26 protein-coding genes are annotated in these 26,818 nt (G+C 33.6%); 9 read left to right on the top strand and 17 right to left on the bottom strand.

Features of this window, described 5'->3' with window-relative positions; genetic code table 11:
- Nucleotides 1–42: 42 nt before the first annotated feature.
- Nucleotides 43–780, bottom strand: a complete 738-nt coding sequence (locus AOB58_RS08415) for a 4'-phosphopantetheinyl transferase family protein (RefSeq protein ID WP_237283142.1) — start codon at nt 778–780, stop codon at nt 43–45.
- Nucleotides 781–1,057: 277 nt separating this feature from the next.
- Between AOB58_RS08415 and AOB58_RS08420 the strand changes: the two genes are divergently transcribed.
- The gene (locus tag AOB58_RS08420; protein WP_021339915.1) at nt 1,058–1,261 is read left to right on the top strand and encodes a TM2 domain-containing protein; all 204 of its coding nucleotides are present in this window, start codon (nt 1,058–1,060) and stop codon (nt 1,259–1,261) included.
- Between the two features lie 124 nt (nt 1,262–1,385).
- On the opposite strand, the gene AOB58_RS08425 is transcribed toward AOB58_RS08420, so the two are convergent.
- Nucleotides 1,386–2,090 (bottom strand): ferredoxin reductase domain-containing protein, encoded by a 705-nt coding sequence (locus AOB58_RS08425; RefSeq protein ID WP_021339916.1) that lies wholly within the window; start codon nt 2,088–2,090, stop codon nt 1,386–1,388.
- A gap of 365 nt (nt 2,091–2,455) precedes the next feature.
- On the opposite strand from AOB58_RS08425, the gene AOB58_RS08430 reads away from it, so the two are divergent.
- Nucleotides 2,456–4,498 (top strand): heavy metal translocating P-type ATPase, encoded by a 2,043-nt coding sequence (locus AOB58_RS08430; protein ID WP_002506106.1) that lies wholly within the window; start codon nt 2,456–2,458, stop codon nt 4,496–4,498.
- A gap of 18 nt (nt 4,499–4,516) precedes the next feature.
- Nucleotides 4,517–5,062 carry a DUF1541 domain-containing protein gene (locus tag AOB58_RS08435; RefSeq protein WP_002506107.1) on the top strand — a complete coding sequence of 182 codons (546 nt, stop codon included), beginning with the start codon at nt 4,517–4,519 and terminating at the stop codon, nt 5,060–5,062.
- A 198-nt stretch (nt 5,063–5,260) separates the two neighbouring features.
- On the opposite strand, the gene mbcS is transcribed toward AOB58_RS08435, so the two are convergent.
- The gene (gene mbcS, locus AOB58_RS08440) at nt 5,261–6,838 is read right to left on the bottom strand and encodes an acyl-CoA synthetase MbcS (RefSeq protein WP_002506108.1); all 1,578 of its coding nucleotides are present in this window, start codon (nt 6,836–6,838) and stop codon (nt 5,261–5,263) included.
- 587 nt (nt 6,839–7,425) lie between these two features.
- Between mbcS and AOB58_RS08445 the strand changes: the two genes are divergently transcribed.
- Nucleotides 7,426–8,847 carry an MDR family MFS transporter gene (locus tag AOB58_RS08445; RefSeq protein WP_002506109.1) on the top strand — a complete coding sequence of 474 codons (1,422 nt, stop codon included), beginning with the start codon at nt 7,426–7,428 and terminating at the stop codon, nt 8,845–8,847.
- A 261-nt stretch (nt 8,848–9,108) separates the two neighbouring features.
- Here AOB58_RS08445 and AOB58_RS08450 read toward each other — a convergent pair whose 3' ends face one another.
- A complete protein-coding gene (locus AOB58_RS08450; protein WP_021339920.1) occupies nt 9,109–10,305 on the bottom strand; it encodes an amidohydrolase in 1,197 nt (398 codons plus the stop codon).
- A gap of 157 nt (nt 10,306–10,462) precedes the next feature.
- The gene (locus AOB58_RS08455) at nt 10,463–11,644 is read right to left on the bottom strand and encodes an MFS transporter (protein WP_064783273.1); all 1,182 of its coding nucleotides are present in this window, start codon (nt 11,642–11,644) and stop codon (nt 10,463–10,465) included.
- Between the two features lie 121 nt (nt 11,645–11,765).
- Here AOB58_RS08455 and AOB58_RS08460 point away from each other — a divergent pair, with 121 nt between their 5' ends.
- Complete coding sequence (locus AOB58_RS08460) at nt 11,766–12,146, top strand: winged helix-turn-helix transcriptional regulator (protein WP_064783274.1); 381 nt, start codon at nt 11,766–11,768, stop codon at nt 12,144–12,146.
- Nucleotides 12,147–12,425: 279 nt separating this feature from the next.
- On the opposite strand, the gene AOB58_RS08465 is transcribed toward AOB58_RS08460, so the two are convergent.
- The 5 genes from AOB58_RS08465 to AOB58_RS08485 are packed head-to-tail and all read right to left on the bottom strand — an operon-like array spanning nt 12,426 to nt 16,600.
- Nucleotides 12,426–13,235 carry an ABC transporter ATP-binding protein gene (locus tag AOB58_RS08465; protein WP_064783275.1) on the bottom strand — a complete coding sequence of 270 codons (810 nt, stop codon included), beginning with the start codon at nt 13,233–13,235 and terminating at the stop codon, nt 12,426–12,428.
- Nucleotides 13,235–14,233 (bottom strand): FecCD family ABC transporter permease, encoded by a 999-nt coding sequence (locus AOB58_RS08470; RefSeq protein ID WP_002506115.1) that lies wholly within the window; start codon nt 14,231–14,233, stop codon nt 13,235–13,237. The genes AOB58_RS08465 and AOB58_RS08470 overlap by 1 nt, the downstream gene beginning before the upstream one ends.
- Before the next feature lie 11 nt (nt 14,234–14,244).
- On the bottom strand, nt 14,245–15,378 hold the full coding sequence (locus AOB58_RS08475; RefSeq protein ID WP_064783276.1) for an ABC transporter substrate-binding protein: 1,134 nt from the start codon (nt 15,376–15,378) through the stop codon (nt 14,245–14,247).
- Nucleotides 15,375–15,980, bottom strand: a complete 606-nt coding sequence (locus AOB58_RS08480; protein WP_002511942.1) for a hypothetical protein — start codon at nt 15,978–15,980, stop codon at nt 15,375–15,377. The genes AOB58_RS08475 and AOB58_RS08480 overlap by 4 nt, the downstream gene beginning before the upstream one ends.
- Nucleotides 15,977–16,600, bottom strand: a complete 624-nt coding sequence (locus AOB58_RS08485; protein ID WP_002506118.1) for a hypothetical protein — start codon at nt 16,598–16,600, stop codon at nt 15,977–15,979. The genes AOB58_RS08480 and AOB58_RS08485 overlap by 4 nt, the downstream gene beginning before the upstream one ends.
- A gap of 153 nt (nt 16,601–16,753) precedes the next feature.
- On the opposite strand from AOB58_RS08485, the gene AOB58_RS08490 reads away from it, so the two are divergent.
- Entirely contained in the window at nt 16,754–17,386 is a 633-nt protein-coding gene (locus AOB58_RS08490) for a hypothetical protein (RefSeq protein WP_064783277.1), read from the top strand.
- Nucleotides 17,379–17,981, top strand: a complete 603-nt coding sequence (locus AOB58_RS08495) for a hypothetical protein (protein WP_021339926.1) — start codon at nt 17,379–17,381, stop codon at nt 17,979–17,981. The genes AOB58_RS08490 and AOB58_RS08495 overlap by 8 nt, the downstream gene beginning before the upstream one ends.
- Before the next feature lie 159 nt (nt 17,982–18,140).
- On the opposite strand, the gene AOB58_RS08500 is transcribed toward AOB58_RS08495, so the two are convergent.
- The gene (locus tag AOB58_RS08500) at nt 18,141–18,902 is read right to left on the bottom strand and encodes an SDR family oxidoreductase (protein WP_021339927.1); all 762 of its coding nucleotides are present in this window, start codon (nt 18,900–18,902) and stop codon (nt 18,141–18,143) included.
- 303 nt (nt 18,903–19,205) lie between these two features.
- Here AOB58_RS08500 and AOB58_RS08505 point away from each other — a divergent pair, with 303 nt between their 5' ends.
- On the top strand, nt 19,206–19,631 hold the full coding sequence (locus AOB58_RS08505; protein WP_002506122.1) for a MaoC family dehydratase: 426 nt from the start codon (nt 19,206–19,208) through the stop codon (nt 19,629–19,631).
- A 133-nt stretch (nt 19,632–19,764) separates the two neighbouring features.
- Here the strand turns inward: AOB58_RS08505 and AOB58_RS08510 are convergent, their stop codons facing one another.
- Nucleotides 19,765–20,520: an SDR family NAD(P)-dependent oxidoreductase gene (locus AOB58_RS08510; protein WP_064783278.1), complete on the bottom strand. Its 756-nt coding sequence runs from the start codon at nt 20,518–20,520 to the stop codon at nt 19,765–19,767.
- A 43-nt stretch (nt 20,521–20,563) separates the two neighbouring features.
- The gene (locus AOB58_RS08515; RefSeq protein WP_002506124.1) at nt 20,564–20,998 is read right to left on the bottom strand and encodes a MarR family winged helix-turn-helix transcriptional regulator; all 435 of its coding nucleotides are present in this window, start codon (nt 20,996–20,998) and stop codon (nt 20,564–20,566) included.
- Between the two features lie 144 nt (nt 20,999–21,142).
- Between AOB58_RS08515 and AOB58_RS08520 the strand changes: the two genes are divergently transcribed.
- Nucleotides 21,143–21,877, top strand: a complete 735-nt coding sequence (locus tag AOB58_RS08520; RefSeq protein WP_064783279.1) for a glucose 1-dehydrogenase — start codon at nt 21,143–21,145, stop codon at nt 21,875–21,877.
- Between the two features lie 115 nt (nt 21,878–21,992).
- Here AOB58_RS08520 and AOB58_RS08525 read toward each other — a convergent pair whose 3' ends face one another.
- The 4 genes from AOB58_RS08525 to AOB58_RS08540 form a co-directional block, all read right to left on the bottom strand.
- Nucleotides 21,993–22,316: a PH domain-containing protein gene (locus AOB58_RS08525; RefSeq protein ID WP_002506126.1), complete on the bottom strand. Its 324-nt coding sequence runs from the start codon at nt 22,314–22,316 to the stop codon at nt 21,993–21,995.
- Between the two features lie 20 nt (nt 22,317–22,336).
- Nucleotides 22,337–23,818: a catalase gene (locus AOB58_RS08530; RefSeq protein WP_002506127.1), complete on the bottom strand. Its 1,482-nt coding sequence runs from the start codon at nt 23,816–23,818 to the stop codon at nt 22,337–22,339.
- A 13-nt stretch (nt 23,819–23,831) separates the two neighbouring features.
- On the bottom strand, nt 23,832–24,779 hold the full coding sequence (gene hemH / locus AOB58_RS08535) for a ferrochelatase (RefSeq protein ID WP_064783280.1): 948 nt from the start codon (nt 24,777–24,779) through the stop codon (nt 23,832–23,834).
- Nucleotides 24,780–25,227: 448 nt separating this feature from the next.
- Nucleotides 25,228–26,817, bottom strand: coding sequence for an ABC transporter permease (locus AOB58_RS08540; RefSeq protein ID WP_064783281.1), 1,590 nt, complete (start codon nt 26,815–26,817; stop codon nt 25,228–25,230).
- Between the last annotated feature and the right edge of the window lies 1 nt (nt 26,818).

Consider the following 26,818-nt stretch of genomic DNA (forward strand, 5'->3'; position numbering starts at 1 on the left):
AAAGTTATAGATTGTAAATATTTTGTAAATATTTTATTGAAATCAAAAAATAATATTAATTAAAACAAACGTAGTGTAAAAACAGCCTATAGGAGCAGCTGGTTTACAACACTTTAATAAGTGATTTTTTATATTTTGATAAGTAACCAATTCAATATCAGGTTCGGTGATATTTTTGCAACAAACAGCTACTTTGTAATTTGCGATAATATCTAACAATAGAAAATGATTTGTAATAACTTGATTATTGAACGACAGTTTAATGTTTTGTTTCCTATTAAGATCAAAAGATAAATCTTGAATATTCAAATATAAACCCTGTCCTACAAATTTAATATAGCTCTCTTTTAAGCACCAAATCGAAAAGAAATTTTCTTTATTATTGCTCAGCTTAGCGCGTTCACTATCATGTGTTATATCATTAAACAGCTTCTTATTTATGTCTTCTATTTGTTCTATATCGACCCCTACTGACGAATTGGAGATATAACAAGCCGCCCATTCATTTGAATGAGATAAATTAAAATGTACATTCTGTGCTTTTGCTAAAAAAGGTTTGCCATACTCATTTTCCTCAAAAATGAGTTCTTCAGGAGAAAATCCATAATCTTGTATCAGCGCATAATACAATAACAGTTCACTAACCAAAGCAAGCATTTTATCATTTTCAACATGTAACTTATGGATTCTGCTCCGCTTGTCGCCTTTTATACGATTTAAAAAACGTTTTTGTATAGCATCATAGTTTAAGTCACTAACATTTATTAAATATAACTTCATCTATTTGCTCCATTCTAACTAGGTTTAATACATATCGATTTACAAAAATATACAATGATATAAAAAGTTATTAAAAATATTATATTATTATTTACATAATAACACGTGGAAATAATTTTGATATTAAATATTTTTTAAGATTTTGTTATTGTAATAATAATTTATATCATACAGATATATTGGTTTTAGAAGAAACAAATTGATGGAAATGACAAAATATTATGTATACCCCCTTTTATATTGTATAGTGCGTATAAAAGAGTTAGGAGATGCTTGAATGAAAGTTAACAAAATAATTTATATGCTATTAGCCTTCTTTCTAGGTGGATTGGGCGTCCATAAATTTTACTCAAACAAAAGAAAAATAGGGATATTATATTTTGTGTTTTGTTGGACTGGTATTCCTGAAATCATTGGTATCGTAGAGGCGATTTTAACTGTTTTTAAAAAGGCAGATAGTAATGGTGATATAACAGTATAAAGAAATTTAAAATTCCAGTTCCCAAGGAATCTATTAATATAAAAAATAGCAGTGAAGTCCTCTATCATTATAGATTTCTTCACTGCTATCTTCTTATGTTTTAATTTTATAACAATTCAAACATTTATATTGTTAAGAATTCTGAGCGTTGTTTCTCACGCTTATCAATTACAATTTGTGACGTTTTAACATCTAATTCTAATAATTTTTCGATATTTTGAGTTACGAATTCATCGCTTCCTACTATATAGAATAAGGCGTTTTTATCCATTGCAATATTTTCTAACTCTTCATAATATGATGCTCTACTATCCACAAATTGTGATGTGAATTTTTTATCTGGTACAGACTTAAATATATCTGTAAATAAGAATTCTCTAGACGAATCAACATTTATAGAATGTATTTTATTAACATCCTCAGCGTTCTCTAAATATTTAAGTACTATTGGTCTATATGTTGCCAAACCAACGCCAGAAGATAGTAAATACACATTTTTACTTTCTCTTTTTAGTGGAATATTTGAATGTGTTTTAAAAATTGCTACTTCCTGTCCAACTTCTAAATTATTTAAAATATTTTTAAACTCAGAACATTGTTTTCTTATTCTTGTAGTAATTCCAATTATATTCTCATTAGGAACGGTAGAAATCGACATATGGCGCACCAAGCTTTTATTTGGTTTTTCGCCTTCATTAAAGCCTTTTAAGCCCATGTGTGTATGAGATCCTTCTTCCCAAGTAAATCCCTCTGGGCAATCAAGTAAATACGTTTTAATTTCAGACGTTTCATTAATAATCTTATTTATTTTAGTCCAATATATCTGCATTTATATATTCTCCTCATCATTTACGATTAAATCTATTTATATAATATACTCCAAATGATAATAATTATCAATTAAAGCATATTAGTGTTTATCGAAAATAATTTTACAGAAGTGATTTTCGCTATATTTAAAGCGTGAGTAGAAAAAAGGGCAGCTAACTCTCCTGTTGAATATATAGACATATTTTTCACCTCCTATTTTATTTAATAAACTATTACCCTGAGTAACAGTCAATATAAATAAACACTCTCATTATGTTTTCTACCAAATTATTTATGAAAAGTCGAAATATTTATACCCATATAGGGTATGTGTTATACTAAAATCATCTTATTACCAATTCTATAAATATAGGGGGTTTTATTATGGAACATAATGATCAACACCATAATCATGATGCTCATAGTCATCACGAACATGAGCATCATGACAGCCATAATGGTCATGCGCATCATCACGGCAATTTTAAAAATAAATTTTTTATTTCTTTAATTTTTGCAATACCTATTATTATTCTATCACCAATGATGGGTGTTACATTGCCATTCCAATTTTCATTTCCAGGTTCTGATTGGATTGTTTTAATCCTTGCTACAATTTTATTCTTTTACGGTGGCAAACCATTTTTAACAGGTGCTAAGGATGAGATTTCAACTAAAAAACCTGGCATGATGACGCTAGTTGCTTTAGGCATTTCAGTGGCTTATTTTTATAGTTTATATGCTTTTTACATGAATAATTTCACCGATTCCTCAACGCATACAATGGATTTTTTCTGGGAATTAGCGACTTTAATTTTAATTATGTTGTTAGGTCATTGGATTGAAATGAATGCTGTAGGTAAAGCAGGCAATGCATTGAAAAAAATGGCAGAACTGTTACCGAATATTGCAATTAAAGTGACAGAAGATGACCAACGTCATGAAGTTAAAATTGATAACATCAATATTGATGATATTGTTGAAGTTAAAGCTGGGGAAAGCATACCTACAGATGGCACAATCACTCAGGGCGAGACATCAATTGATGAATCATTAGTTACTGGTGAATCAAAAAAAGTTGCCAAAAAGTATAATGATGACGTTATTGGCGGCTCTATCAATGGTTCAGGCACAATACAAGTTAAAGTTACAGCCACTGGTGAAAATGGCTACCTATCTCAAGTTATGGGATTAGTTAATCAGGCGCAAAATGATAAGTCAAAAGCCGAGCTTCTCTCAGATCAAGTAGCAGGTTATTTATTTTATTTTGCAGTGAGCGTAGGGTTAATTTCATTTATTGTATGGATGCTTATTCAAAATGATATCGACTTCGCACTTGAAAGACTTGTTACTGTATTAGTTATTGCTTGTCCACACGCATTAGGACTGGCCATTCCATTAGTTACAGCACGCTCTACTTCTATAGGTGCACATAATGGCTTAATCATAAAAAACAGAGAATCTGTAGAAATTGCCCAACATATTGATTACGTTATGATGGATAAAACAGGAACACTTACTGAAGGTGATTTTACAGTGAATCACTATGAAAGTTTTACTGATGAATTCCATGAGGAGATAATATTGAGTCTATTTGCTTCATTAGAAAGTAGTTCTAATCATCCACTTGCTACTGGAATCGTTGATTTTACTAAAGGTAAAAATATCTCGTATGCTAATCCTAAAGAAGTTAATAATTTACCAGGCGTAGGATTAGAAGGCACAGTTGATAATAAAATACTCAAAATAACGAATGCTTCTTATCTCGATAATAACAATCTTAAGTATAATAAAGAACAATTCACTCATCTTGCTCAACAAGGTAATTCTATTAGTTATTTAATTCATAACCAACAAGTTATTGGCATGATTGCACAAGGCGATAAAATCAAAGAAAGCTCACAACAAATGATTTCAGACTTATTATCAAGAAACATTACACCAGTGATGCTTACTGGTGATAATAAAGAAGTTGCAGAAACAGTTGCTAAACAATTAGGAATTAACGATGTCCATGCACAATTAATGCCCGAAGATAAAGAAAGTATTATTAAAGCATATCAAAGCAGAGGTAGTAAAATTATGATGGTTGGCGATGGAATCAATGATGCTCCCAGTCTTATAAGAGCAGATATTGGAATGGCGATAGGCGCTGGAACAGATGTAGCAGTCGAATCAGGCGATGTCATACTTGTTAAAAGCAATCCATCCGATATTATCAATTTCTTTACACTTTCTAAAAACACTATGAGAAAAACAATTCAAAATTTATGGTGGGGTGCTGGATATAACGTTGTAGCCGTTCCTCTTGCAGCCGGTATATTAGCTTTTATAGGTTTAATATTATCGCCTGCTGTAGGTGCAATACTCATGTCCTTAAGTACAGTTATCGTAGCAATTAACGCTTTTACTTTAAAATTAAAATAAATGATAGGGGTTAAAATTATGATTAAAAAATTAAGCTTTATTATATTAGCATCAGGCCTCGTATTATCAGCTTGCTCAAATGGCAGTGGAGAGGAAAAAGATTCTAAAGATCAAAAACACGAGGAACATATGGAACATAAAAGTGAAAATAAAGTTCCAGAGGATATGGAGAGCACAGAAGAAAGTAAATTTAAAAAAGATGATGAAGTTACTATTACAGCAGGACACATGCCAGGTATGAAAAATGCGGAAGCTACTGTAAAAGGTGCTTATGAGACTTATGCTTATGTCGTAAGCTATACACCCACAAATGGGGATGAAAAGGTAAGTAATCATAAATGGGTTGTTAATGAAGAAGTTGCCGATGCCCCTGAAAATGGCTTTAAGAAAGGTGATACAGTTAAATTAGAAGCTGACCATATGCCAGGTATGAAGGGGGCAGAAGCAAAAATAGATGATGTAAATAAGACAACTGTTTATGTAGTTGATTATAGATCAACTGAAAATGACAAAATGGTTAAAAATCATAAATGGATGACAAGTAACGAACTAAAATCGAGATAAATTAAATTATCCTTTTAGACTTTTTAAAATCTAACCGCATTTAGCATTCCCATTACTTTCGATATTATAATACAGATGATATGACGTAATAAAAAGAGCAAACACTTTTCAATAAAAAAATAAAACTGGCACTATCATTAAAATTACTCAATGATATTGCCAGGTTTTTGTGTACTAAGCATTTTTAAGTTTAATCAATTACGATTGTTTCTTTTTCTCAGCGTCTCTTAATTCGATACGTCTAATTTTACCTGAGTTGGTCTTAGGTAAGTCTTCGACAAACTCGATGGCTCTTGGATATTTATATGGCGCAACGTCATGTTTGACGTAGTTTTGTAATTCTTTGATTGTGTCTTCATTACCAGTTACATCATCTTGTAAAATAATAAATGCTTTAACGATGTTCCCTCTAATTTCATGTGGGCTTGCAACAACAGCACATTCTTTTACGTAAGGATGTTTCGTAAGTGAATCTTCAACCTCGAATGGTCCTATTGTATAGCCAGAACTAATAATGATGTCATCTTTACGACCTTCAAACCAGAAATAACCATCTTCGTCTATTTTAGCTAAATCACCCGTCATAAAATAGTCACCATTTTGTGGTTCTGCTGTGCGTTCTGGGTCTTTATAATAACCTTTGAATAATGCAGGTAAGTCTAACGGCACTGCGATATTACCTACTTCGCCTACTTTAGAAAGTTCACCATCATCATTAATAACTGTTACATGACTACCAGGGATTGCTTTACCCATTGAACCGGGACGGCTCTCTGTATCTTTTAAAAATCCAATCAACAGTGTACTTTCTGTTTGGCCGTATCCATCTCTTACCGTAAGATCAAAGTTTTCTTGGAATTTTTCAACGACTTCTCTATTTAATGGTTCGCCTGCAGACACTGCACTATGCAAATGTTCTAAATTATAATCTGTTAAATTAGACAGTTTTGCCATCAAGCGATACTCAGTCGGTGTACAACAAAGCGCATTAATTTTATTATCTTGTAATAACTGTAAATATTTTTCAGCATCAAATCTTCCATTATATACAAAGGCAGTTGCACCTGATCCCATAATTGATAACAATGGGCTCCATACCCATTTTTGCCACCCTGGTGCAGCAGTTGCCCAAACAATATCGTCTTCTTTAATACTCAACCAATGTTTTGGCGCCATCTGCATATGTGCATAGCCCCAACCGTGTGAATGGACAACAGCTTTAGGATTACCAGTTGTACCAGACGTATAAGATAATAAAGCAATATCTTCACGAGAAGTTTCAACAATCTCTAATTGATCCGTTGAATTTGCTTTTTCATCTTCAACTGACATCCATCCATCTTCTTGACCGCCAACAATAAATTTAGTTAAAGTGTCGTATTCTTTGACTGCTTTAAACTCATCAAGCGCATCTGAAATAACTACAATTCCTTTTACTTCACCATGTGTAATTCTGTATTGTAAATCTTTCGTACGTAACATTTCAGAACTAGGGATAATAATGATACCTAATTTTAAAGCAGCAAGATAAACCTCATATGTCTCAATACAACGTGGCATCATGACGAGCACTTTGTCACCTTTTTTAAAACCATATTTTAAAAACATATTACCAACTTTATTCGCATTTTTGATAAGGTTGGTATATGTAATTTCTCTATTTTCTCCTGTTTCATTTTCAAATATTACAGCTTTTTTAGATTGATCTACTGTAAATTTTTCGATTTCGCTCACTATGTTATAAGTTTCTGGAGCGATTAAATCTTGTTTATTCATTATTTACTCTCCTTTTATTTGAATATCTATAATCTGTACAATTGTACTTTAAATGTATAGATTACTGATTACTTATCCAAATACTTTCCAATAATTTAATGATAATTTTAAACTTATTACATGTAAATAGATACGATTATGACTTAAATGATTTATTTACTTATTTATTATAGCAAAAGTGACCCATAGATAGATATATTTTAAATTCAGAATAATTAAAATATTTTTGCAAAATCATTTTTTTATACCCTTATTAATTCCACAAAAAGCTCTAGCAATCACTTTATAGAGTTCTGAAATTAATCTAAATAATTTATGTTAACTCCTGATTTTTCAACTTCATTTATATTTCCCTTCATATAAATAGAGTTTATTTTGACATTAGCTATAATAAAAGTGTAGTATTTCATACGTAGCATTATAAATGTGTAAATCACTACGAAAATTATACGCACCATTTCAAAATTATTAAAATAGATTGAGAAATGGTCCCTGTTCATCAATTATCGGATGTATTATTTATTTTTAAGCTCAATCACTAGATTGAAAATGAGCTTAGTGTTAAACTGTTTAGATGTGCTATTTTTATGAAAGAAGTGAGTCTATTGACTGAAACAGGAGCATTCCATGTAGAAAAAAGAATCCCCTTATTTATCGTATTATTATCAGGGGCCTTTATTACAATTTTAAACCAAACATTACTTGGTACAGCTTTACCCCCTATTATGAAAGACCTACAAGTATCTGAAAGTACGGTACAGTGGTTACAATCTATATTTATGTTAGTAAACGGTATAATGATACCTGTTACTGCATTTTTAATTCAACGTTATACATCGAGGCAGTTATTCTTAACCGCCATGAGCATTTTTGCATTAGGTACTTTAATCTGTGCTGTCGGACTAGATTTTTCAATGCTATTAATTGGACGTGTCTTACAAGCAGCAGGCGCTGGTATTATGATGCCATTAATGCAAACAATCTTATTCTTACTTTTCCCTGTAGAAAAACGTGGTACCGCAATGGGCTTATTCGGCTTAGTCATTGCATTCGCGCCAGCGATTGGACCTACGCTATCAGGTATTTTAGTAGAGCATCTCTCATGGAGAAGTGTCTTCTACGTCGTATTCCCAATTGCAGTTGTTATCATCGTTGCTTCAATTTTCCTATTGAAAAACGTTACAGAAACTTCAAACCCAAAACTAGATATCGCATCAGTAATTCTATCTACACTAGGTTTTGGTGGACTCTTATACAGTTTCAGTTCTGTTGGAGAAGCAGGATGGGGCAGTGTACAATTTATCTTACCGCTTATCGTTGGTATCATTGCATTAGTTATATTTATTCGTCGCCAGTTAAACCTCAAAGAACCTATGCTTGAATTTAGAGTGTTTAGCTACAGCATTTATACGTTAGGTACAGCATTAAGCATGTTCGTATTTGGTGTATTAATCGCATCAAACATTATTTTACCATTATATATGCAAAATATGATTGGATTCTCTGCATTAGAATCTGGTTTAGTATTATTACCAGGCGCTGTTGTTATGGGAATAATGAACCCAATTACAGGTTATTTATTTGATAAATTTGGCGGTAAATGGCTCGCTCGTATTGGCTTGCTCGTATTAGTTGCTTCAACAATACCATTTACAATGCTCACAGCTGATACAACCTTTACTTATCTTGCCACGGCTAACGCAGTACGTATGGTATCACTAGCAATGGTTATGATGCCTATGACAACGCTAGCGATTAATCAATTACCGAATAGTCTCATTGCTCATGGTACTGCTATGAACAACACATTTAGACAAATGGCCGGTGCAATCGGTACAGCGTTATTCATTACGTTAATGTCTGTTTCAGCTATTCCTAGTGAAGGTCTAGAAGGTATGATTCATGGTGTGAATGTAACATTCATGGTCGCTACTGGTATATCAGTCATCGCATTATTATTATCAGCTAAACTTAAAGATGACAGTAAACCATCACGCAGAACAATTTAATTAGACAATCGATCAAAAAGCTTCATTATAATAGATAATAAAAAAACACTTTCGTTACATTCATATAAATAGAATGTTTTCGAAAGTGTTTTTTATATTTTAATATATTAACTTTGGTTGATAAAAATGCTTTATTAACTGTTCGATTTGTTAGCGTACAGTGTTTTCATTGCAAATCTCGCTATTGGTTGAGCTATGAGTAGTTCAATCCAAAATGCAATAAAAAGTTACGAGGCCAATTATAAAAGAATATTTCAAAGATTAGTCTGTAGCAGAAAGTCTGTTAATTGCAATTTCACCCACTGCTTTCGCTGCAACTAATAATGCATCTTCATTCACTTCAAACTTAGGATGATGATTCATATATGGCGCTTCAATGTCTTCTGGTTTACAGCCAACGATGAAAAAGGCACCTGGTATTTCTTTTAAATAATACGCAAAATCTTCAGAACCTGAAACTGACGGTATTTCTACAAGATGTTCAAAATAATCACCCTTACTTGCTGTTAAAATATCTACCACTTGTTCTGTTTGTGCGGGATGATTGTATAGCACAGGATAACCAAATTGGTAATCTAAATCATACGTAACATCAAAACCGACCGCTACGCTTTTTGCGACTTTCTCAATCTCTTCATACATAAATTGCTCTAAGTCATCATTAAGATAACGTGCTGTTCCTTTGATTGTAACTTTGTCTTGTATAACATTGGCTCCACCAGGTGCATCAAACGCACCAACAGTAATCACACCCATTTCTGAAGGATCGATACGTCTAGACACTATTGTTTGGAGGGTGTTTACAAAATTGGTACCTGCAATCAAAGCATCGTGTGTTTTATGAGGACTCGCAGCATGACCACCTAAACCATTAATCGTTAAAGTAAATGTAGAACTACCAGCGAAAGCATTGCCTTTATTATATCCAATCACGTCTGTACCAGCGACGGGTACTACATGAATACCATATATTTCATCTAAATCATTTAATGCACCTGATTGCATCACTTGTTGTGCACCACCTGGAGGCATTTCTTCAGCATGTTGATGAATAATTTTAACTGTACCTGAAAGTTCATCTTTTATTTCAATTAATGCGTCTGCTAATCCTAACAAATACGCGGTATGTGCATCATGGCCACACGCATGCATCACCCCTTCATTTGTTGACTTAAAGGGCACATCTATCTCTTCTTGTATTGGCAACGCATCAAAATCAGCGCGTAATCCTATTGTTTTGCCAGGTTGTCCCCCTTTGATTTCTACAATAATTGCGTTACTACCTAGAACAGGTTGCGTAACTGTAACTTCTTTCGATTTGTAAAAATCTTTAATATATTGCGCCGTAGCATCCTCTTGGAATGACAACTCCGGATGTTGATGTAAATAACGACGATGCTGAATCATCTCAGATTCCTTCTCTTCCAACTTTTCAAATAATATCTCTTTTGTATTCATAACTGTTCACTTCTTTCTATTTGTTTATAAATAATTTAACTATTTTAAAATTTTAAATCTAAAAGAAGATTAATACAAAAATAAATTACTGTTTTATGGAATTTTACATTTTTAAATATTTAATGAAGTAATGTTAATCTCTCTTATTATGAAATTTTTATAGTATATCTACTTGTACTTCTGTCTCATTTTTATAAACGATATACATCATAATGCTAGCAATCACCACCATAATAAAGCCAAAATATGGTGTCATTGAAAGAGAAAAATGATTGAGCACATATCCTCCGATGACCGCTCCCAATGTGATACCGATATTGAAGGCAGCAATGTTTAAACTAGAAGCAAAGTTAGTCGTTGCCTTATTTTTACGTTCTGCAAAAAGCACCACAATCAATTGCAGACCCGGAACGTTCATAAATGCGAACAACCCCATAATAAGTATGGCTATCGTACCTAAGAAATAATGTGTCACAGATAAGCCTAGAAGTAATAAAACAATAGCTTGAATTAAAAATATCCATATAAGTACTTTTGTTGGCTTATTGTTTGTTAATTTCCCACCAAGTGTATTGCCAATAGCAACCATTACACCATATATCACAAGTAGTAGTACCACCGCTTCGTCACTATAATTCAAAATATCTGTAAGTATACTAGTCAGGTATGTGTAGACTACAAAAGTGCCACCGTAACCGAGTGCAGTAATCAAATAAACCATCATTAATGACTTGTTTTTAAACACTTCTAATTGTTCCTTTATCGATGCCTGAGCATATTCTTTCAAATTACTTGGCACTGCAAATATATTAATGATTAAACTGATCAATCCAATCATAGCAATCGTAATAAACGACGCTTCCCAACCAAAGTGCTGACCAATCCACGTTCCTAATGGTACGCCTGTAATTGTAGCAACGGTTAAACCTGTAAACATCATTGCAATCGCGCTTGCACGCTTATCAGGCGTTACCAAATCACTTGCGATTGCTGTGGCTATAGACATAAACACTCCGTGCATTAATGCCGATAATACACGCATTGCTAGCAACATACTAAACGTGGTAGCAAAGGCAGCAAGTGTATTCGCAACAATGAAAATAAGCATAATCATTAATAGTAAATGCTTCCGTTTCATTTTATTTGTCAGTGGTGTTAGTACAGGTGCTCCTATTGTTACCCCCACAGCATACAAAGATACAGTTAATCCTGCTAATGAAATCGTAGTATTAAAAGCATTTATAATGAGCGGTAAGAGACCTACACTAATAAATTCAGTCATTCCAATTGCAAAGGCAGACATTGCTAACGCTAATATAGCGAATTTGTTTTTTCTCATAATGTTTTTTGACTCCTTCTTGTTTTGTGTATGTGTTAATATAAACTACACGTATCAAAAGCGGAAGTACGCACTTTAAAGTACTATAGGCACCTTTGAGTACCTATAAGGAGGTAATTAAATGAGCAAATCTTATAATATTGGCGTCGAAGCAACCATTGATGTCATCGGTGGAAAATGGAAACCTGTCATCTTATGTCATTTACAAAACAACGGGTTGATGCGTACATCTGCATTAAAACGTGCTATTCCAACGATCACTCAAAAAATGTTAACACAGCAATTACGTGAACTAGAGAATGACTGTATCATCAACCGTATCGTATATGATCAAATCCCGCCTAAAGTTGAATACGAATTATCAACTTATGGTCAAACACTAGGAGAATTACTTTCTTCACTTTGTTATTGGGGAGAGTTCCATATTGAAAAAATGCACCAACAAGGTGAAACAGTCTCATTAGCACAACAAGATTTTGTCGATATACCCAAACCGAGTTAAAAAAATGCCCCTTTCTATAACTTTAGAAAGGGGCATTTTTGTATACCAAATTATTATGATTTTTATCTATATTTAATAGATAGATGAGTATATTCCATACAGAAATATCGTTCTTCTATAAAATTGTGCCGATTTTTTAAAGAGATGACGCCTAGGGTAATAGTATGAGTGAGAGACTACAGGCTCGAGCCATACCCCAGGCAAGCATGCACTTTCAAAATCGGGGATTTTTATATTCTAAAATCTTTTGTATACCAAATTATTATAATTATTTTGTTCTTAAGTCTTGTTTTTGGGGATTCCTAAATCTTTAGGAACCATCGTTTCAAGTTGTAGTTCTTCATCTTCATAGTACAGTTTCTTTAAATCAACATCGAAGAATTGTTTCATTCTTTGTTCAGTCATTACTTCAGTTGTTTCACCAAAGACAATACCTTTTTCTTTTCCAGTAATAATTACATTATCTGATAGATAAAACGCATGGTTTGGATAATGCGTATTAATAATGCACGATATCCCCTGTTCTTTTGATAGCTTACGTATCGTTTGTAAAATCGTAATTTGTTTTTGAATATCTAAATGAGATTCTGGCTCATCCAGTATTAATAATTCAGGGCCCGACACAAGTGTTCTTGCGATAAGTGCTAATTGTAATTCTCCGCCACTGACTTCGTTACATGATTGATTGGCTAAATGGCTAATACCTACTGTTTCCAGCGCTTCAATTGCAGCCGCTTCATCTTTTTTTGAAGGTTGTGCTAAAGTACTTATAAATGGTGCTCTCCCCATAATCACAAGTTCTGAGAGCGTATAACCAAAAGTCATTTTTTGAGCTTGTGGCACATAACCAATCTTCTTCCATAATTCTTTTTTCTTCAGGTCATTTAACGGGACATCATTGATAAACGTTTCGCCATCCGTCCAATCTAGCAGACCAATAACACATTTTAGCAATGTTGTTTTTCCTGCACCATTAGGCCCTAGAATGGATAAGACCTCGGCAGGAGCCAATTTAAAACTCACATCTTCTTTATATAAATAAGGTTTGTTTTTATAATGAAAATTGCCTGCTTTTACTTCTAAGTGCATTACCACGAACCTCCCATACGGCGTAATAAGTATGCAAAAAATGGTGCGCCAATAATTGCAGTTAAGATAGATAATGGAATTTCAGTAGCTGTTAAACTTCTAGCTAAGTTATCAATAATTAACAGATACGTACTACCGATAGCGAGTGATACAGGTAACACATATTGATTATTGTTACCTACAAACATACGTGCAATATGTGGGATGATTAAACCAACCCATCCTACGATACCCGCTACTGCAACCGTAGCTGCTGTGATTATCGTTGCACCTGCAATGATTGCCCATTTTAAAGATACAACAGGAATCCCCATAGATTTAGCTTCATCTTCTGGTAACGTGAGTAAATTGAGTCTCCATCTTAGTGTATACAATATGAGCACACCTATAATGATAATTGGTGCCGCAACATATAAATCTTTATAAGTTGCAGTTCCTAGACTTCCCATTAACCAATATGTTATTGCAGGTAATTTTTCTTCTGGATCAGCTACGAACTTCATTAATGAAATAAGCGCGTTAAATAATGCTGATGTAATGACACCTGCGAGTACAAACATAAAGATTGGAGAATTTTTTTGATTTCCCGCTACAAAGAATGCAAACAATATCGCCAATAATCCAAATGCTAAAGCCAATATTTGTGCGCCAAATGTGTTACCAAAGAACAATATACCTAGGGAAGCTCCAAATCCAGCTCCTGCTGAAACACCGAGTATGTCTGGCGAAACTAATGGGTTGCCAAACATGCCTTGGAAACTCGCACCAGAAATAGACAATCCACCCCCTATTAATAAGGCTAATAATATTCTTGGAAAACGGACATTCATCACAACTGTTTCTTGCACTGGCGCCCAAGTTTCTTCTATAGGAATAATTTGTGATGTTAAAATTTTAATAATGGTAATAGGATCTATAAAAACTCTTCCTACTCCGAGTGAAATAATTGCTACCACAAGTGGTAAAACAATTAATAATAATATTTTTGATTTCTTCATTAGTTAACTCCTTAATACTTCGCTGCATCAGATGACGGATGTAAAATAGACTCAACATCTTCGTCTGATAATTTATAGTCGTAAAAATCTTGGTAATATGATTTAATTTCATCTTTCATACCATAGTTGAATTTATCTGGGTGATTATGTTGCGCCATCCATTTAAGCATTAATGGCGCATCTCCGTTTGGTGGGAACCAACGATAGATACCTAAAGGGACCTTATAGACCGCTTTGTCTTTAACTGCTTTTACCTGACTCCAATCTTGACCAGACACTTTGTTTTTCAATAAATCATTTGGCTGGGTCTCAGTGAAGTTCGTAATATAGATTTTATCTGGATTCCATTTATAAATTTGCTCCATATTAACTTCTTTTTGACCATCGACACCGTCATCGCCAACAACATCTATACCACCAGTTGCTTCTGTCCATTTTTCACTAAAGAAATTACCGCCACCGACAACAATAGAGTTGTCTGTATGTTGATGTAAGAATAGCACTTTGGGTTTGTCTGATTTTTTCGTGCCTTTTAGACCATCATCAATCATTTTTTGAGATTTTTCTCCCTCTTTCATAAATTTCTCAGTTCTATCGCTCGTCTTACCACCTTTAACATCTGAAGTGACTTTTAACCAGCTGTTAAACGTAGCTAAAGGATCAGCGTCTTCTACCTTGATTGTTTCTAGTCCCATGGTTGGTATACCACTCTCCGCAACTTTATCTAAGGTTTTCTGTTCAGTAGCATTTTCAAAATAGACATCTGGGTTTATTTTAGAGAGTTCTTCTATATTCACATCGCCATTTTTCACAAATTCTGTAGACGCTTTTTTAATATCAGGCGATATTTTAGAAAGTATAGAATTTTCTGCAGCGTTATACGCATTAGGATGTAGACCTTTAATTTCTTTTGTAGAATTCGTCCCTACAAACCAAGTAGAAAAGTATGGTAAGATGCCTCCTACTACAATACTGTCTGGATCTTTCTTTATTTTCACTTCTCGGCCTGTTTGATCTTTCACTATTTTTTCTTCTTTTGTTAATTCTTTCTCTTCTGAATTCGTAGCTGTCGTATTTGAATTACATGCTGTAAGTAATGTAGCTGATAATACAATTCCAGCTAGAGCACTATATTTTTTCTTCATTGATTATCTCCTGTTCTTAGCCATTGTCCTAAACCATGTAAAAATGGCTTTGCTTGATTAATAAAACCGAGTCCGATATGAAACATTGGATCTAACGACGTTACGATTAACTCGCCATTGAAATTGATATCATCAATATAAAAAATAGACCGTCCATCTGGTGTATTTAACAGTGATTTCGCGCCATTTGGTGGAGCAAACGTGCCGTGATAATGCCACTTCATATCATCCACTTTCAAGTATTCATATAAACTATGCGTTTGATAATCAGGGTTTAACGGGAGGTCGCCGTTGGGTCGAACCCACCAACTGAAATTCACTTCAGAATCTTCCCAATGTATGTGAGGAAACCATTGATCCAATACTTCTCCAAAAATTACTAGCCGCTTACCTTGTTTTAAAAAATTTAAAAATATTTGTCTATGTTGTTTCAATAATTGAATATCTAGCCGACACGATAATAAAATTGTGTCATAGCAACTTAAGTCGTATGAACTTAATGTTCTAATATGTATCACGTCATTATATAAATACTTAAATTCCTGTTCTTCTAAAAATCTATTTTGGTATGGTGTCCCATTAACAATCAAAGCTATATTCAATGTTGATAATCCTCCCTAATTCTCGATGCTTCTGTACGTATGGCATTTAACATCTGTAGCCCCACTTGATTTGAAGTGTTGTCTTCGTATGTATAGATACGATACATATCGGTGCCAGCACCTGCATATATCGTTCCTTTATGTGTTCGGTCTACATAAACAATAGGTTGTTGTTCTTGATCCGTTATTAACACTTTTGCTTGCTCAGGAACTGTTTCAAAATAGCCTCTTGAAAAGAAACCCCGCACGCCTCGTCTATATTCCAAATCTTTTACTTTAATGTTCTCAAAAAGCCCATTATCCGTTGCTTTCACTTCTAAAGCCCGATCTTTTAATGGGATGGAAGACCTTTTCCAATTCGATACACAATTCAACCAAGGTAAAGATTTTTCCACTAATGTGAAAATCACTCCGCCTTGGTTGATGTAATCAGTTAATATGGCGTCATGTGCCAAAAGATAAGGTTCATCAATATGGTTTGAAATAATTACGCCATCAAATGTATTTAAATTAGTGTTTGGTAAATCGTATACATTTAAAAACACGAGTCCTCTTTGACGATCTAATTCTGTAAGTCTCGAAAATTGGATGTCTATTGCTAAATATGCGATTTCATTCATTTTTCTACTTCCCTTGCTAAATTTTATATTTATGCGTATTTTATAATATATAAATCATTTTACCGATAATGATTCTCAATTTCAATTAAAAAATTAATTATCATTAAAAATGTTATTTCAAAAAAACAAATTAATTATAAAAGGATGTTTTTAATGACTTATTTAATTGGGCACATTGACCCTGAACATGCATTTGGCGTAACCAAAGAAAATAATATAGACAAAGAAGTAATAGTAGAATATATCCGTCAATATGAAATTCATAAATTAGACATTTTTAAATTTGATGCAATTATTATTCCAAATTTCGTAGATCAAGAATATTTGTATCGTCATAAGCGTTTGATTGATGACTATTTGAACGCTAAAAAAGTCATTGTCTTTTTTGGTCACTTATTCAAACCATTTTTACCAAAAACTGCTTTGTTTATGCCGGAACACATTAATCATTTCAGTGATTATTCGCTATATCCAAACAATGACTCCTCTATCTATGCCAATGTCGATACTGACGACATGACATTTAATAAAGGGGTCGCTGGTTTCTTTGCAAGAGGCCATTACCAAACGCAACCTGAACATGAAATACACTTAACATTTCGTAACGGACATGTTGTGACCTATGTAGATAGAATTTCAACTGAAGGCACACTCTTTATGCACGCTGGCCGTTCACTTTTAGGATACATAGCACAAAATAAAACAACCGATTATATTTCTAGTCAATTTACAACTTGGTTAAAACAAGAAATCACATCGTTACAAGGAGGAGAATTCAATGAATAAAATAGGTGTTATATACTCTGGAAATGAGTCACATTATCGTACATTCCACGAACCTAAGTTTCATCAATTTATAGACCAATTAATTTACCATCCAGATTTTTTAGGAACAGACATTAGCATGCTTGATATATTGATCGTGCCTTCGCAGTTAAACCAGCCCTTATTATTAAAAAGCGTCAATAAAATTCACGCTTTCGCACAATCTGGAGGCACCGTTATCGCATTCGGACCACAACCACATGACTGGTTACCAAATCAAAATTGGGAATTTAGACCTACTAACTTTTGGTGGTGGTTAGAAGAGAATGCTGATAGTGGTTTGCTTTTATCAGCACCGAATCATTCACTATTCGCACGTTACCTTACGCTAAATGATTGCACATGGCATCAACATGGCGTGTTTTGGCCACCAGAAGATGCTGAAATATTAATTGCCTCAAAAAATGGCGGTGCTGTCCTATATGAACAAAACTCCGAACAATATGGTCATTGGATTATTACAACGCTAGATCCTGATTATCATTTTGGCTCATATTTCATGCCAGCTACAGAAAAATTTCTTGAAGGCTTTTTTCCGTACTTAGCTTATGAATGAATTTTTATAAATAAGAAAAAACCATAATATTAATGACAATCACGTAGTTTATACAAAAAATGATGGCTTCTACTTTATTTCACGTAGGAGCCATCATTTTTTAGTTATAGTTTTTTTATTTCCCAAGAAATAATGATGATAAGGTTATTCATATTTATTCTAAAATGCTGCAGTCCATCCGCCATCTGCTGTGACGATTGTCCCATTGATAAAACTCGAATCATCAGAAGCTAAAAATAATGCTACTTTAGCAATTTCTTCTGCTTGCCCTGTTTTAGGTATCGCACTTTGTGCTATTTTTGTACGTTCAGCTCCAAAGTGATTAATATTTTTCATTGAATCAGATATATTTGTTTCAATTGCCCCTGGCGCAATCCCATTACAGCGTATACCTTTTTCAGCATACATAAATCCAGTGTTTTTTGTAAGTCCTACGAGAGCATGTTTAGAAGCACTATAAATGGCGCCCGCATGAGCACCATTTAATCCGCCTGTAGAAGTCGTATTGATAATGATACCTTCTTGTTTTTCCAAGAATATTGGCATCGCCTTGCGCATTGCCCTCATCGCACCTTTAGTATTAATATCAAATATTAAATCCCATCGTTCATCCAAGATATCTCCCACAGGCTCAAATCCATCCATAACTCCAGCATTATTGACTAAAATATCTAAAGTACCATAGGATTCTATAGCAGTATCGATCATATTATCGATATCTTCTTGCTCAACTATGTTTACCTCAATGGCTTGAGCAACACCATTATTTTCGTTAATCTCTTTTGACACTGCTTCTGCCTTTTCTAAATTAAGATCAGCTATGATAACTTTAGCGCCTTCTTTAGCATATAATTCAGCAATTGCTTTACCCATTCCAGATGCTGCACCTGTGACAATCGCTACTTTATCTTTTAATTTCATAATATTCTCCCTTTCTTTCTATTTTAATAGCTACTAGTGTAAATATATCATTTCGAGATTTTTTTAGCCCAAAATGAAGTTGTCGCTTTCAATTGCCTTACAACAAATATAAATAATGAAATGATTGTACGTATCTTTTGCTATAATTGGTTCAATGATATATTAGTTAAAAGAAGATATGCCCTATACACCAAATATTTAGTTGATAACATAGCTAAAGTTCATTTCAATAAATTTTAATTTTTCATATTTCTCAGTACAATAGAAATATGAAAAATTTAACACACTAAGGAGAATACAATCATGAAACTAGATGAATTTCACATTGGCGAAGAATTTACGACTAAGCCATATAAAATAAGCGAAGAAGCTATTACTGATTTTGCTAGTGAATTTGATCCACAATATATGCACTTAGATAAAGAAAAAGCGCAACAAGGCAGATTTAATGGTGTCATCGCTTCTGGTATCCAGACACTAGCCATTTCTTTCAAACTATGGATTGAAACAGGAAAATATGGAGAAGATGTCATTGCAGGTACACATATGAATAATATTAAATTTATCAAACCAGTATTTCCGGACGACGAATTACATACAGTTATAAAAGTTATTGATAAAAAGGCTGGTAAAAGAGACCAAGGATTACTTACGGTATTAATGACAACATTTAATCATGAAGAAGTTAAAGTATTTGAAGGCGAACTCACGGCACTTATCAAACGTTAAAATTTTCAAAATATATAACAAAAGCGGGACAAAAACCAACATTTGAAAGTTGTTTTTTGTCCCGTTCTCGTTAATAAATTATTTTATTTCAACTCAATTGATACAAAAATACTTCGTTATACTTTTAACATCATTAGTATAATTTAATACTACCGCCATCTACCATAACCGTTTGTCCTGTGATATATTGTGCATCTTCGCTTCCTAAAAATACTGCTACTGGACCAATATCATTTTCAACATCTCCAAATTTTTGCAACGGAATGCCTTGAACGACCTTTTCATAATAATCTGGGTTATCTTTACGCCACTGATCAACGCCTTCAGAATAAGCGATTGGCGATATGATATTTGCATTAATGCCAAATTCTCCAAATTCATTCGCTATCACACGTGTAATACCACGTATCGCCTCTTTTGCTACAACATATGCACCTTGATTCTTATCACCTTTTACAGCGGCACCTGAACCAAAGTTTATAATATTACCTTTTGTTTCTTTCAAATAAGGTATAACCATTTGGCATAAATAAAATGTCGCATAAAACCCCGTATTCAGAGATAAATTCAAATCTTCTTCTGTAATATCTAAAAAAGAATTCATGCGAGATGCATGTGCATTATTAACCAATATGTCAATTTTTCCATAGTTTACAATTGTAGTATCGACACAAGCTTGCAAAGAATCTTTATTTGTTAAATCTGTTTTAATAAATAATGTTTCGTATCCTTGATCATTCAATGTTTCACTCAATAATCTTCCTTTTTCTTCAGCAATATCAGCGATAACTACTTTAGCATGTTCCTTAGCATAAGACTTCACAATTCCAGAGCCAATACCTCCTGCACTGCCTGTCACAATTGCTACTTTACCTTCTAGTTTAGCCATTAAATCACACTTTCGTTTTTTATATTGGGTTACTTACAAAATGTTATTTATTCATTTGTTTTACATGACTATAAAGTTTCTTCTGAATATTAAGTAGTTGTGTCACTTCATCATCATTCAATACTGAATAAATGTCATTTCTCATTGCTTGACCTTGTTTTTGAGCCTCTTCTAACACATCCAACCCCTTTGCAGTAATAGTAATTAAAATGGAACGTCTATCTTCTTCTTGGTGTTCCCTTACTATGTAACCTTCTTTAACGAGTTTGTTTGTCAAACCGGTAATTGCTCCTGAAGTATAGCCAAGGGACTGCGCAAGCGCTGATGGTTTTTGCGCTCCATGCTCCTTAAGTTTAGATAAGGCAATAATTTGTGAAATATTGACATTCATATTAAATTGTTTCAAAAAAAGTGTCATTGTCGCATCGTTAAATAACTCAGCAGTATGAATGAGTTCGAAAAAATTATTCTTTTCCATGATATCCCTCCTATATATGTTGATATAACAATAGTATATATAAATTTACTTTAGCAGTAAAATACTTAAACCTAAATATTTAACTTTTAATGTATTTACTGTTAAATTATATAATAAGAAATAGAAATTGGGAGGATGTTATTTATGAAAAGATTAGACAATAAAGTTGTAATTATTACTGGGGCAGCACAAGGTATGGGGAAAATGCACGCAGAAAAAGTATTGAATGAAGGTGCAAAAGTCGCGATAACTGACATCAATGAAACGCTCGGTCAAGAGGTTGCACAAGAACTTGGGGAAAGTGCACTTTTTATTAAACATGATGTTTCTAATGAAGCAGATTGGCAAAATGTAGTAGATACGGTAATCAATAAATGGGGCAAAATAGACGTCTTAGTTAACAATGCTGGCATTACTTATAACACGCCTTTAGAAGAGCTCAGTTTAGAAAGTTATATGAAAATTGTAAACATCAATCAAGTGTCTGTATTTTTAGGTATGAAATCAGTCGCTTCAACTATGAAAGAACAACAACACGGTTCAATTATTAACATATCTTCTATGAATGGACTTGTCGGTGGTGCTATTGGTTACACAGATACAAAATTTGCAGTTCGGGGTATGACGAAAGCTGCTTCAAGTGATCTTTCACCATATAATATACGTGTAAACTCAGTACATCCGGGTGTGATTCAAACACCTATGATTGAACAAGAAGGCGTTAAAGAAGCAGTTGAAGAATTTGCGAAAACTATTCCAATGCGTCGTATCGCTTTAACAGAAGAAGTATCTAATATGGTCATCTTTTTAGCTTCAGATGACGCGAGTTACTCTACAGGTTCTGAATTCGTCATCGATGGCGGTCTTACTGCGTTATAAACAACTTATGAAAAGCAAATGTTTTACACATTAAAAACCCCTTCACAACCATTTAAATGGTTGTGAAGGGGTTTTATAATAATTCATAGTATCTATTGAAATCAAATTGCTAATTCTATTTTTTAGGCTCTACATAAGCAACAAATTTTTCAGCATTATCTTTATTTAAATCTGTTAATGAAAATGTGCCAATGCTAAAGCGCATCGTTAATACATTATCATTTAATTCGATATTTTCAATTTCGTCATATCTAATGTTTCTATAGTAAAACTGTCCATCCATATCAACATTTAAAATAAGACGTTCATTTGTTGCGACATAAGCTGCCTCATATACTTTGATTTCACCTTGAACAGGGTACTCCATTTTTCCTAAAACGGAAGGACCTTGTTTCTCAGTTGGAAATAAATCTTCTGGATTAATATTATCTAATATCATTCGATTACCTACCTTTTCAATTAGTCTGCAACTTCTAAGTCTACAGTATTAATATCAATACCCATAGCATCTGCTACACCTTGACCGTAAGCTGGATCTGCTTTATAACAATGTCTAATGTGACGGTGTTTAAGTGGGTCAGTAACTGGCCCCATTTCGTTAGCCGTATTATTAAATAATATTTGTTGCTTATCAGGTGACATGCGACGGAATAATTCACCAGGTTGTTCAAAGTAGTTATCATCATCTTCACGATAGTCATATTCGAATGCTTGACCTTGAATGTCTAAGCCTGGTTTTTTGTATTGCGGTTGGTCTTCAAGCGCACCGTTACTATTTGGATAATAGTGTGTGCCACCGCCTTGATTATTATCTAAAATTCTCATTTGACCATCTCTACTGAATGGACAAATATTTTCAACACCTACACCTTTAGGTTGGTTTACTGGAATTTGCCAATGGTTAGCACCAAGTCTGTAACGTTGTGTGTCACCATATGAGAATAAACGGCCTTGTAACATTTTGTCTGGTGAAAAGTCTAGCCCTGGTACGATGTTTGTTGGTGCAAATGCTGCTTGTTCAACATCTTGGAAATAGTTTTCAGGGTTTCTGTTTAATTCAAACTCTCCTACTTCGATTAATGGGTATTCGTCTTTATACCAAACTTTTGTTAAATCAAATGGATTATCTTTATGGTTGCGTGCTTGTTCTTCAGTCATTACTTGGATGTACATTTTCCATTTAGGGAAGTTACCTTCTTCAATGTTTCCAAATAAATCTCTTTGAGAAGACTCTCTGTCATTTGCTATAACTTGTGCTGCTTCTTCAGGTGAATAGTTTTCTATACCTTGTTGTGTTCTGTGGTGGAATTTAACCCAAACACGCTCGCCTTTATCATTGTACATAGAGTATGTGTGAGACCCAAAGCCATGCATATTTCTGAAACCTTTAGGAATACCACGATCTGACATCACTATCGTAATTTGATGTAACGCTTCTGGTAATAATGTCCAGAAATCCCAGTTTGCTTGAGGATCTCTCATGTTTGTTTTTGGATTACGTTTAACAACATGGTTTAAACTTGCGAATAATTTAGGGTCTCTGAAGAAGAAGACTGGTGTATTGTTACCAACTAAATCCCAGTTACCTTCGTCCGTATAAAATTTCAATGCAAAGCCACGAATGTCACGTTCTGCATCAGCTGCACCACGTTCACCTGCTACTGTTGAAAAACGAGCGAACATTTCAGTTTCTTTTCCAACTTCAGAAAAAATACTTGCACAAGTGTACTGTGTAATATCATTTGTTACTTTAAATGTACCAAACGCACCAGAACCTTTTGCATGCATACGACGTTCCGGAATAACTTCTCTATCGAAGTGCGCCATTTGTTCTATGAAATATATATCTTGCATTAAAAGCGGACCTCTAGGACCTGCTGTCATACTATTTTCTCTATCTCCTACTGGTGCACCAAATAATCCTGTTAGTTTTTTACTCATTATATTATCTCCTTTAATTTACCGCAGTTAAGTGATTCTTTTCTTTATAATTATTGATGACTGCATTTGCAATACTTTCAATAAACAGTTGATTTGAGCCAGGCATTTCAGCTCTATAATAATTACAACCTAAATCATCGCAAACTTTTTTACATTCATAATCATTATCATATAAGACTTCTAAATGTTCACATGTAAAACCTAATGGAACGTATATAAAGTTTTGATAATCATATTGTTCATGTAATGTTTGAGTTAAATCTTGCACATCTGGTCCAATCCAAGGTTCTCCAGTATTACCTTCAGATTGCCAACCGTTAAAAACATGGTTATGTCCAATTCGTGATTGGATTAACTGTGCTGTTTCTTCAAGCTGACTTGGATAAGGATCATTATGTTCCAATATCTTTTCTGGAAGACTATGAGCCGAAACGATAATTGCTGTTTTTTGATGCGCTTCTTCAGGTATTAAATTCAATTGTGTATTTACTGAATCAACCCAATATTGGATAAATTTCTCTTCTTTATAAAATTGATCCAATGTAGTTACTTTAATATTTTTCTCATTTGCATATTGAGATGCGCGTTGGTTATACATTTCTACTGAAAATGAAGAATAATGTGGTGTTAAAACTACACTGACGATTTCATCAATACCCTCCGCACTAATGTCATCTATCGCATCTTCAATGAATGGATGTATATGTTTCAAACCTATATATAATTCATAGCTTATGTCATTCGTCATTGAGTTAAGTGTATAACATAATGTTTCTGCTTGTTTTTCCGTCGTTGTTGCTAAAGGTGATACGCCACCAATATATTCATATCTATCTTTCAAATCTATGTATGCTTCATGGCTTGGTTCGTGTCCATGTCTGATATGCGTATAGTAAGGTAAAATATCTTCTTCCTTATATGGCGTACCATAGGACATACATAATAATGCTACACGTTTCATGTTAAGTGCACCTCCACTAACTCGCTCTTCTTTACAATAATTATCTATTTGTAATTATTATAATCTATTATAACGCAAAAATGATTAAAGTCTATATTTAAATATTTAATAAATCATTTGAATTGATAATACATCCTTATAAGTGATAATGAATTATGCGTTTTCATTATTTTTCATTGTTATCAAATTGTGAAATTATACTTTATTTTCTTGCAATAATCTATGTTTTATATGTAGAAAGTGAAAGTAGTAGCCGTCTGCCTCACATTAAATAATTTAATCCGAATTGAACACATACAGGCTGTAGCTGTGCCCTTGGCAAGCGAGTATGAAATAATATGTAATATAGCAAAATAGAGCTACCAATAATTTGGCAACTCTATTTAACGATAATATTCAATTTACATCACAATTCTTCCGTTATACAAAATCATTTTTATTATAGTCATTATATATCTTTCCTGTTAAAACCGATCACACCTATGACACACAGTATAATGAAAATAAGTAAAAGGGTTATTATCGGCCCACTTGTAAAATCATCTATCGGCAGACTTGGAATATGCTCAAATGGCGTGATATCTTTCATCCAATCTTTCACATTCAGTAAAGTACCTAAATAATTCACTAAAAAAGTATAAGCAAGATAAGCATAGACTAAAGTCGTTAACTTTATGCCCCATCCAATTACGACAGTTCCTATACCAACAAAACTCAGTATGGCTGGTATATAGACGATAGCTGATTGGATAACCATGTCAAAATCGAGTGGCGTATCCATTGAATAGAATTGTCCAGCATACAAACCGAGTCCTGCGACAAAAATCATCACTACCGCATTCACCACACTGATGATTAGAAAACTCAATAAGTACTTGATACGCGAAATCGGATTCGCTAATACAAGCGTCGCGTACTCTTTATCTATGGCTTTCTTTATTTTAAATAAAGCTAACAGTGTAGGCACCGTACTGATTATTGCCATCACCAACATTAATTGCGGTAAAAATTGTTTGACGTAATCTCCATTTGGATTTTCTAACATAGACAGTAATAATGGATTATCTTTAAAAAAGTCGTCTAAATTTCCAAAAATAGAGCCATATGATAAACCAAGTATAAATAACCCAATAGCAAAATATATAAAACTCATTTTTTGTAATTTTATTTGTAAACCTAGTGGAGATTTCATGTACGATTTCGCATGTTGCTTGCCTTTTTTCTGTGGTAATAATTTAGCTTCAATATCACGCAAACCATTTAACACAAAGGCAGATATAACAAAGATAACTGTAATGCCTAAAATGCACCACACCGGCCACCAATAATCTTCTGAAAAAGCATACGTTCTAGACAGCCAGCCCATCGGTGAAAACATAGATAGCGTCTCGTTGGCTACGTCTCCAAACGCCCTAACCAAATACATGATGAGTAATAGCGCGATACTCACACCGGTTGTTTCACTACTTGATGATACAAATTGGGCAACTAACATGGTCAATGCAGCAAACATAATACCAAATACACCTAAAGCCGAACTATATAAAAATGCCCCAACTAAATCTATACCATCAACGCTTAACAACGTTAGACCTAATGTAAGTAATATCATTAGACTGACATTAAGTAATAAAGTCTGAAGTAGGTGGCCCATCAATGGTGCTTGTTTACCAATAGGCAAAGCAGTTAGTATGATTATTCTACCGTCTTCTTCATCGCCACGCGTACCTCGAGATACTATCAAAATATTCATAATTGCTACCATTATTGCTGTGAATAAAGTCATTTCATGCGTAAAAAGGACACCAATGTTTACATGTTCAAAATCAGCTGGACCGAGCATCGCTTGCATCGCAGGGTTTTTTGACATTTCAATAATAGGATTCATCTTAGATTGGCTCGGGTACATCGACTCAAAAGCAGGTGGAATCATTAACGTTAAAGCAGTTAATAAGACCACCCATAAAATCATTTTTTTACTATTTCTTTTTACATAAAAATAAAATAACTTTGAGGTTTGGTAAAATGATTGTTTCATA

Origin of the sequence: Staphylococcus sp. AntiMn-1 (genome assembly GCF_001663395.1) — a bacterium.
Lineage (GTDB): Bacteria > Bacillota > Bacilli > Staphylococcales > Staphylococcaceae > Staphylococcus > Staphylococcus equorum.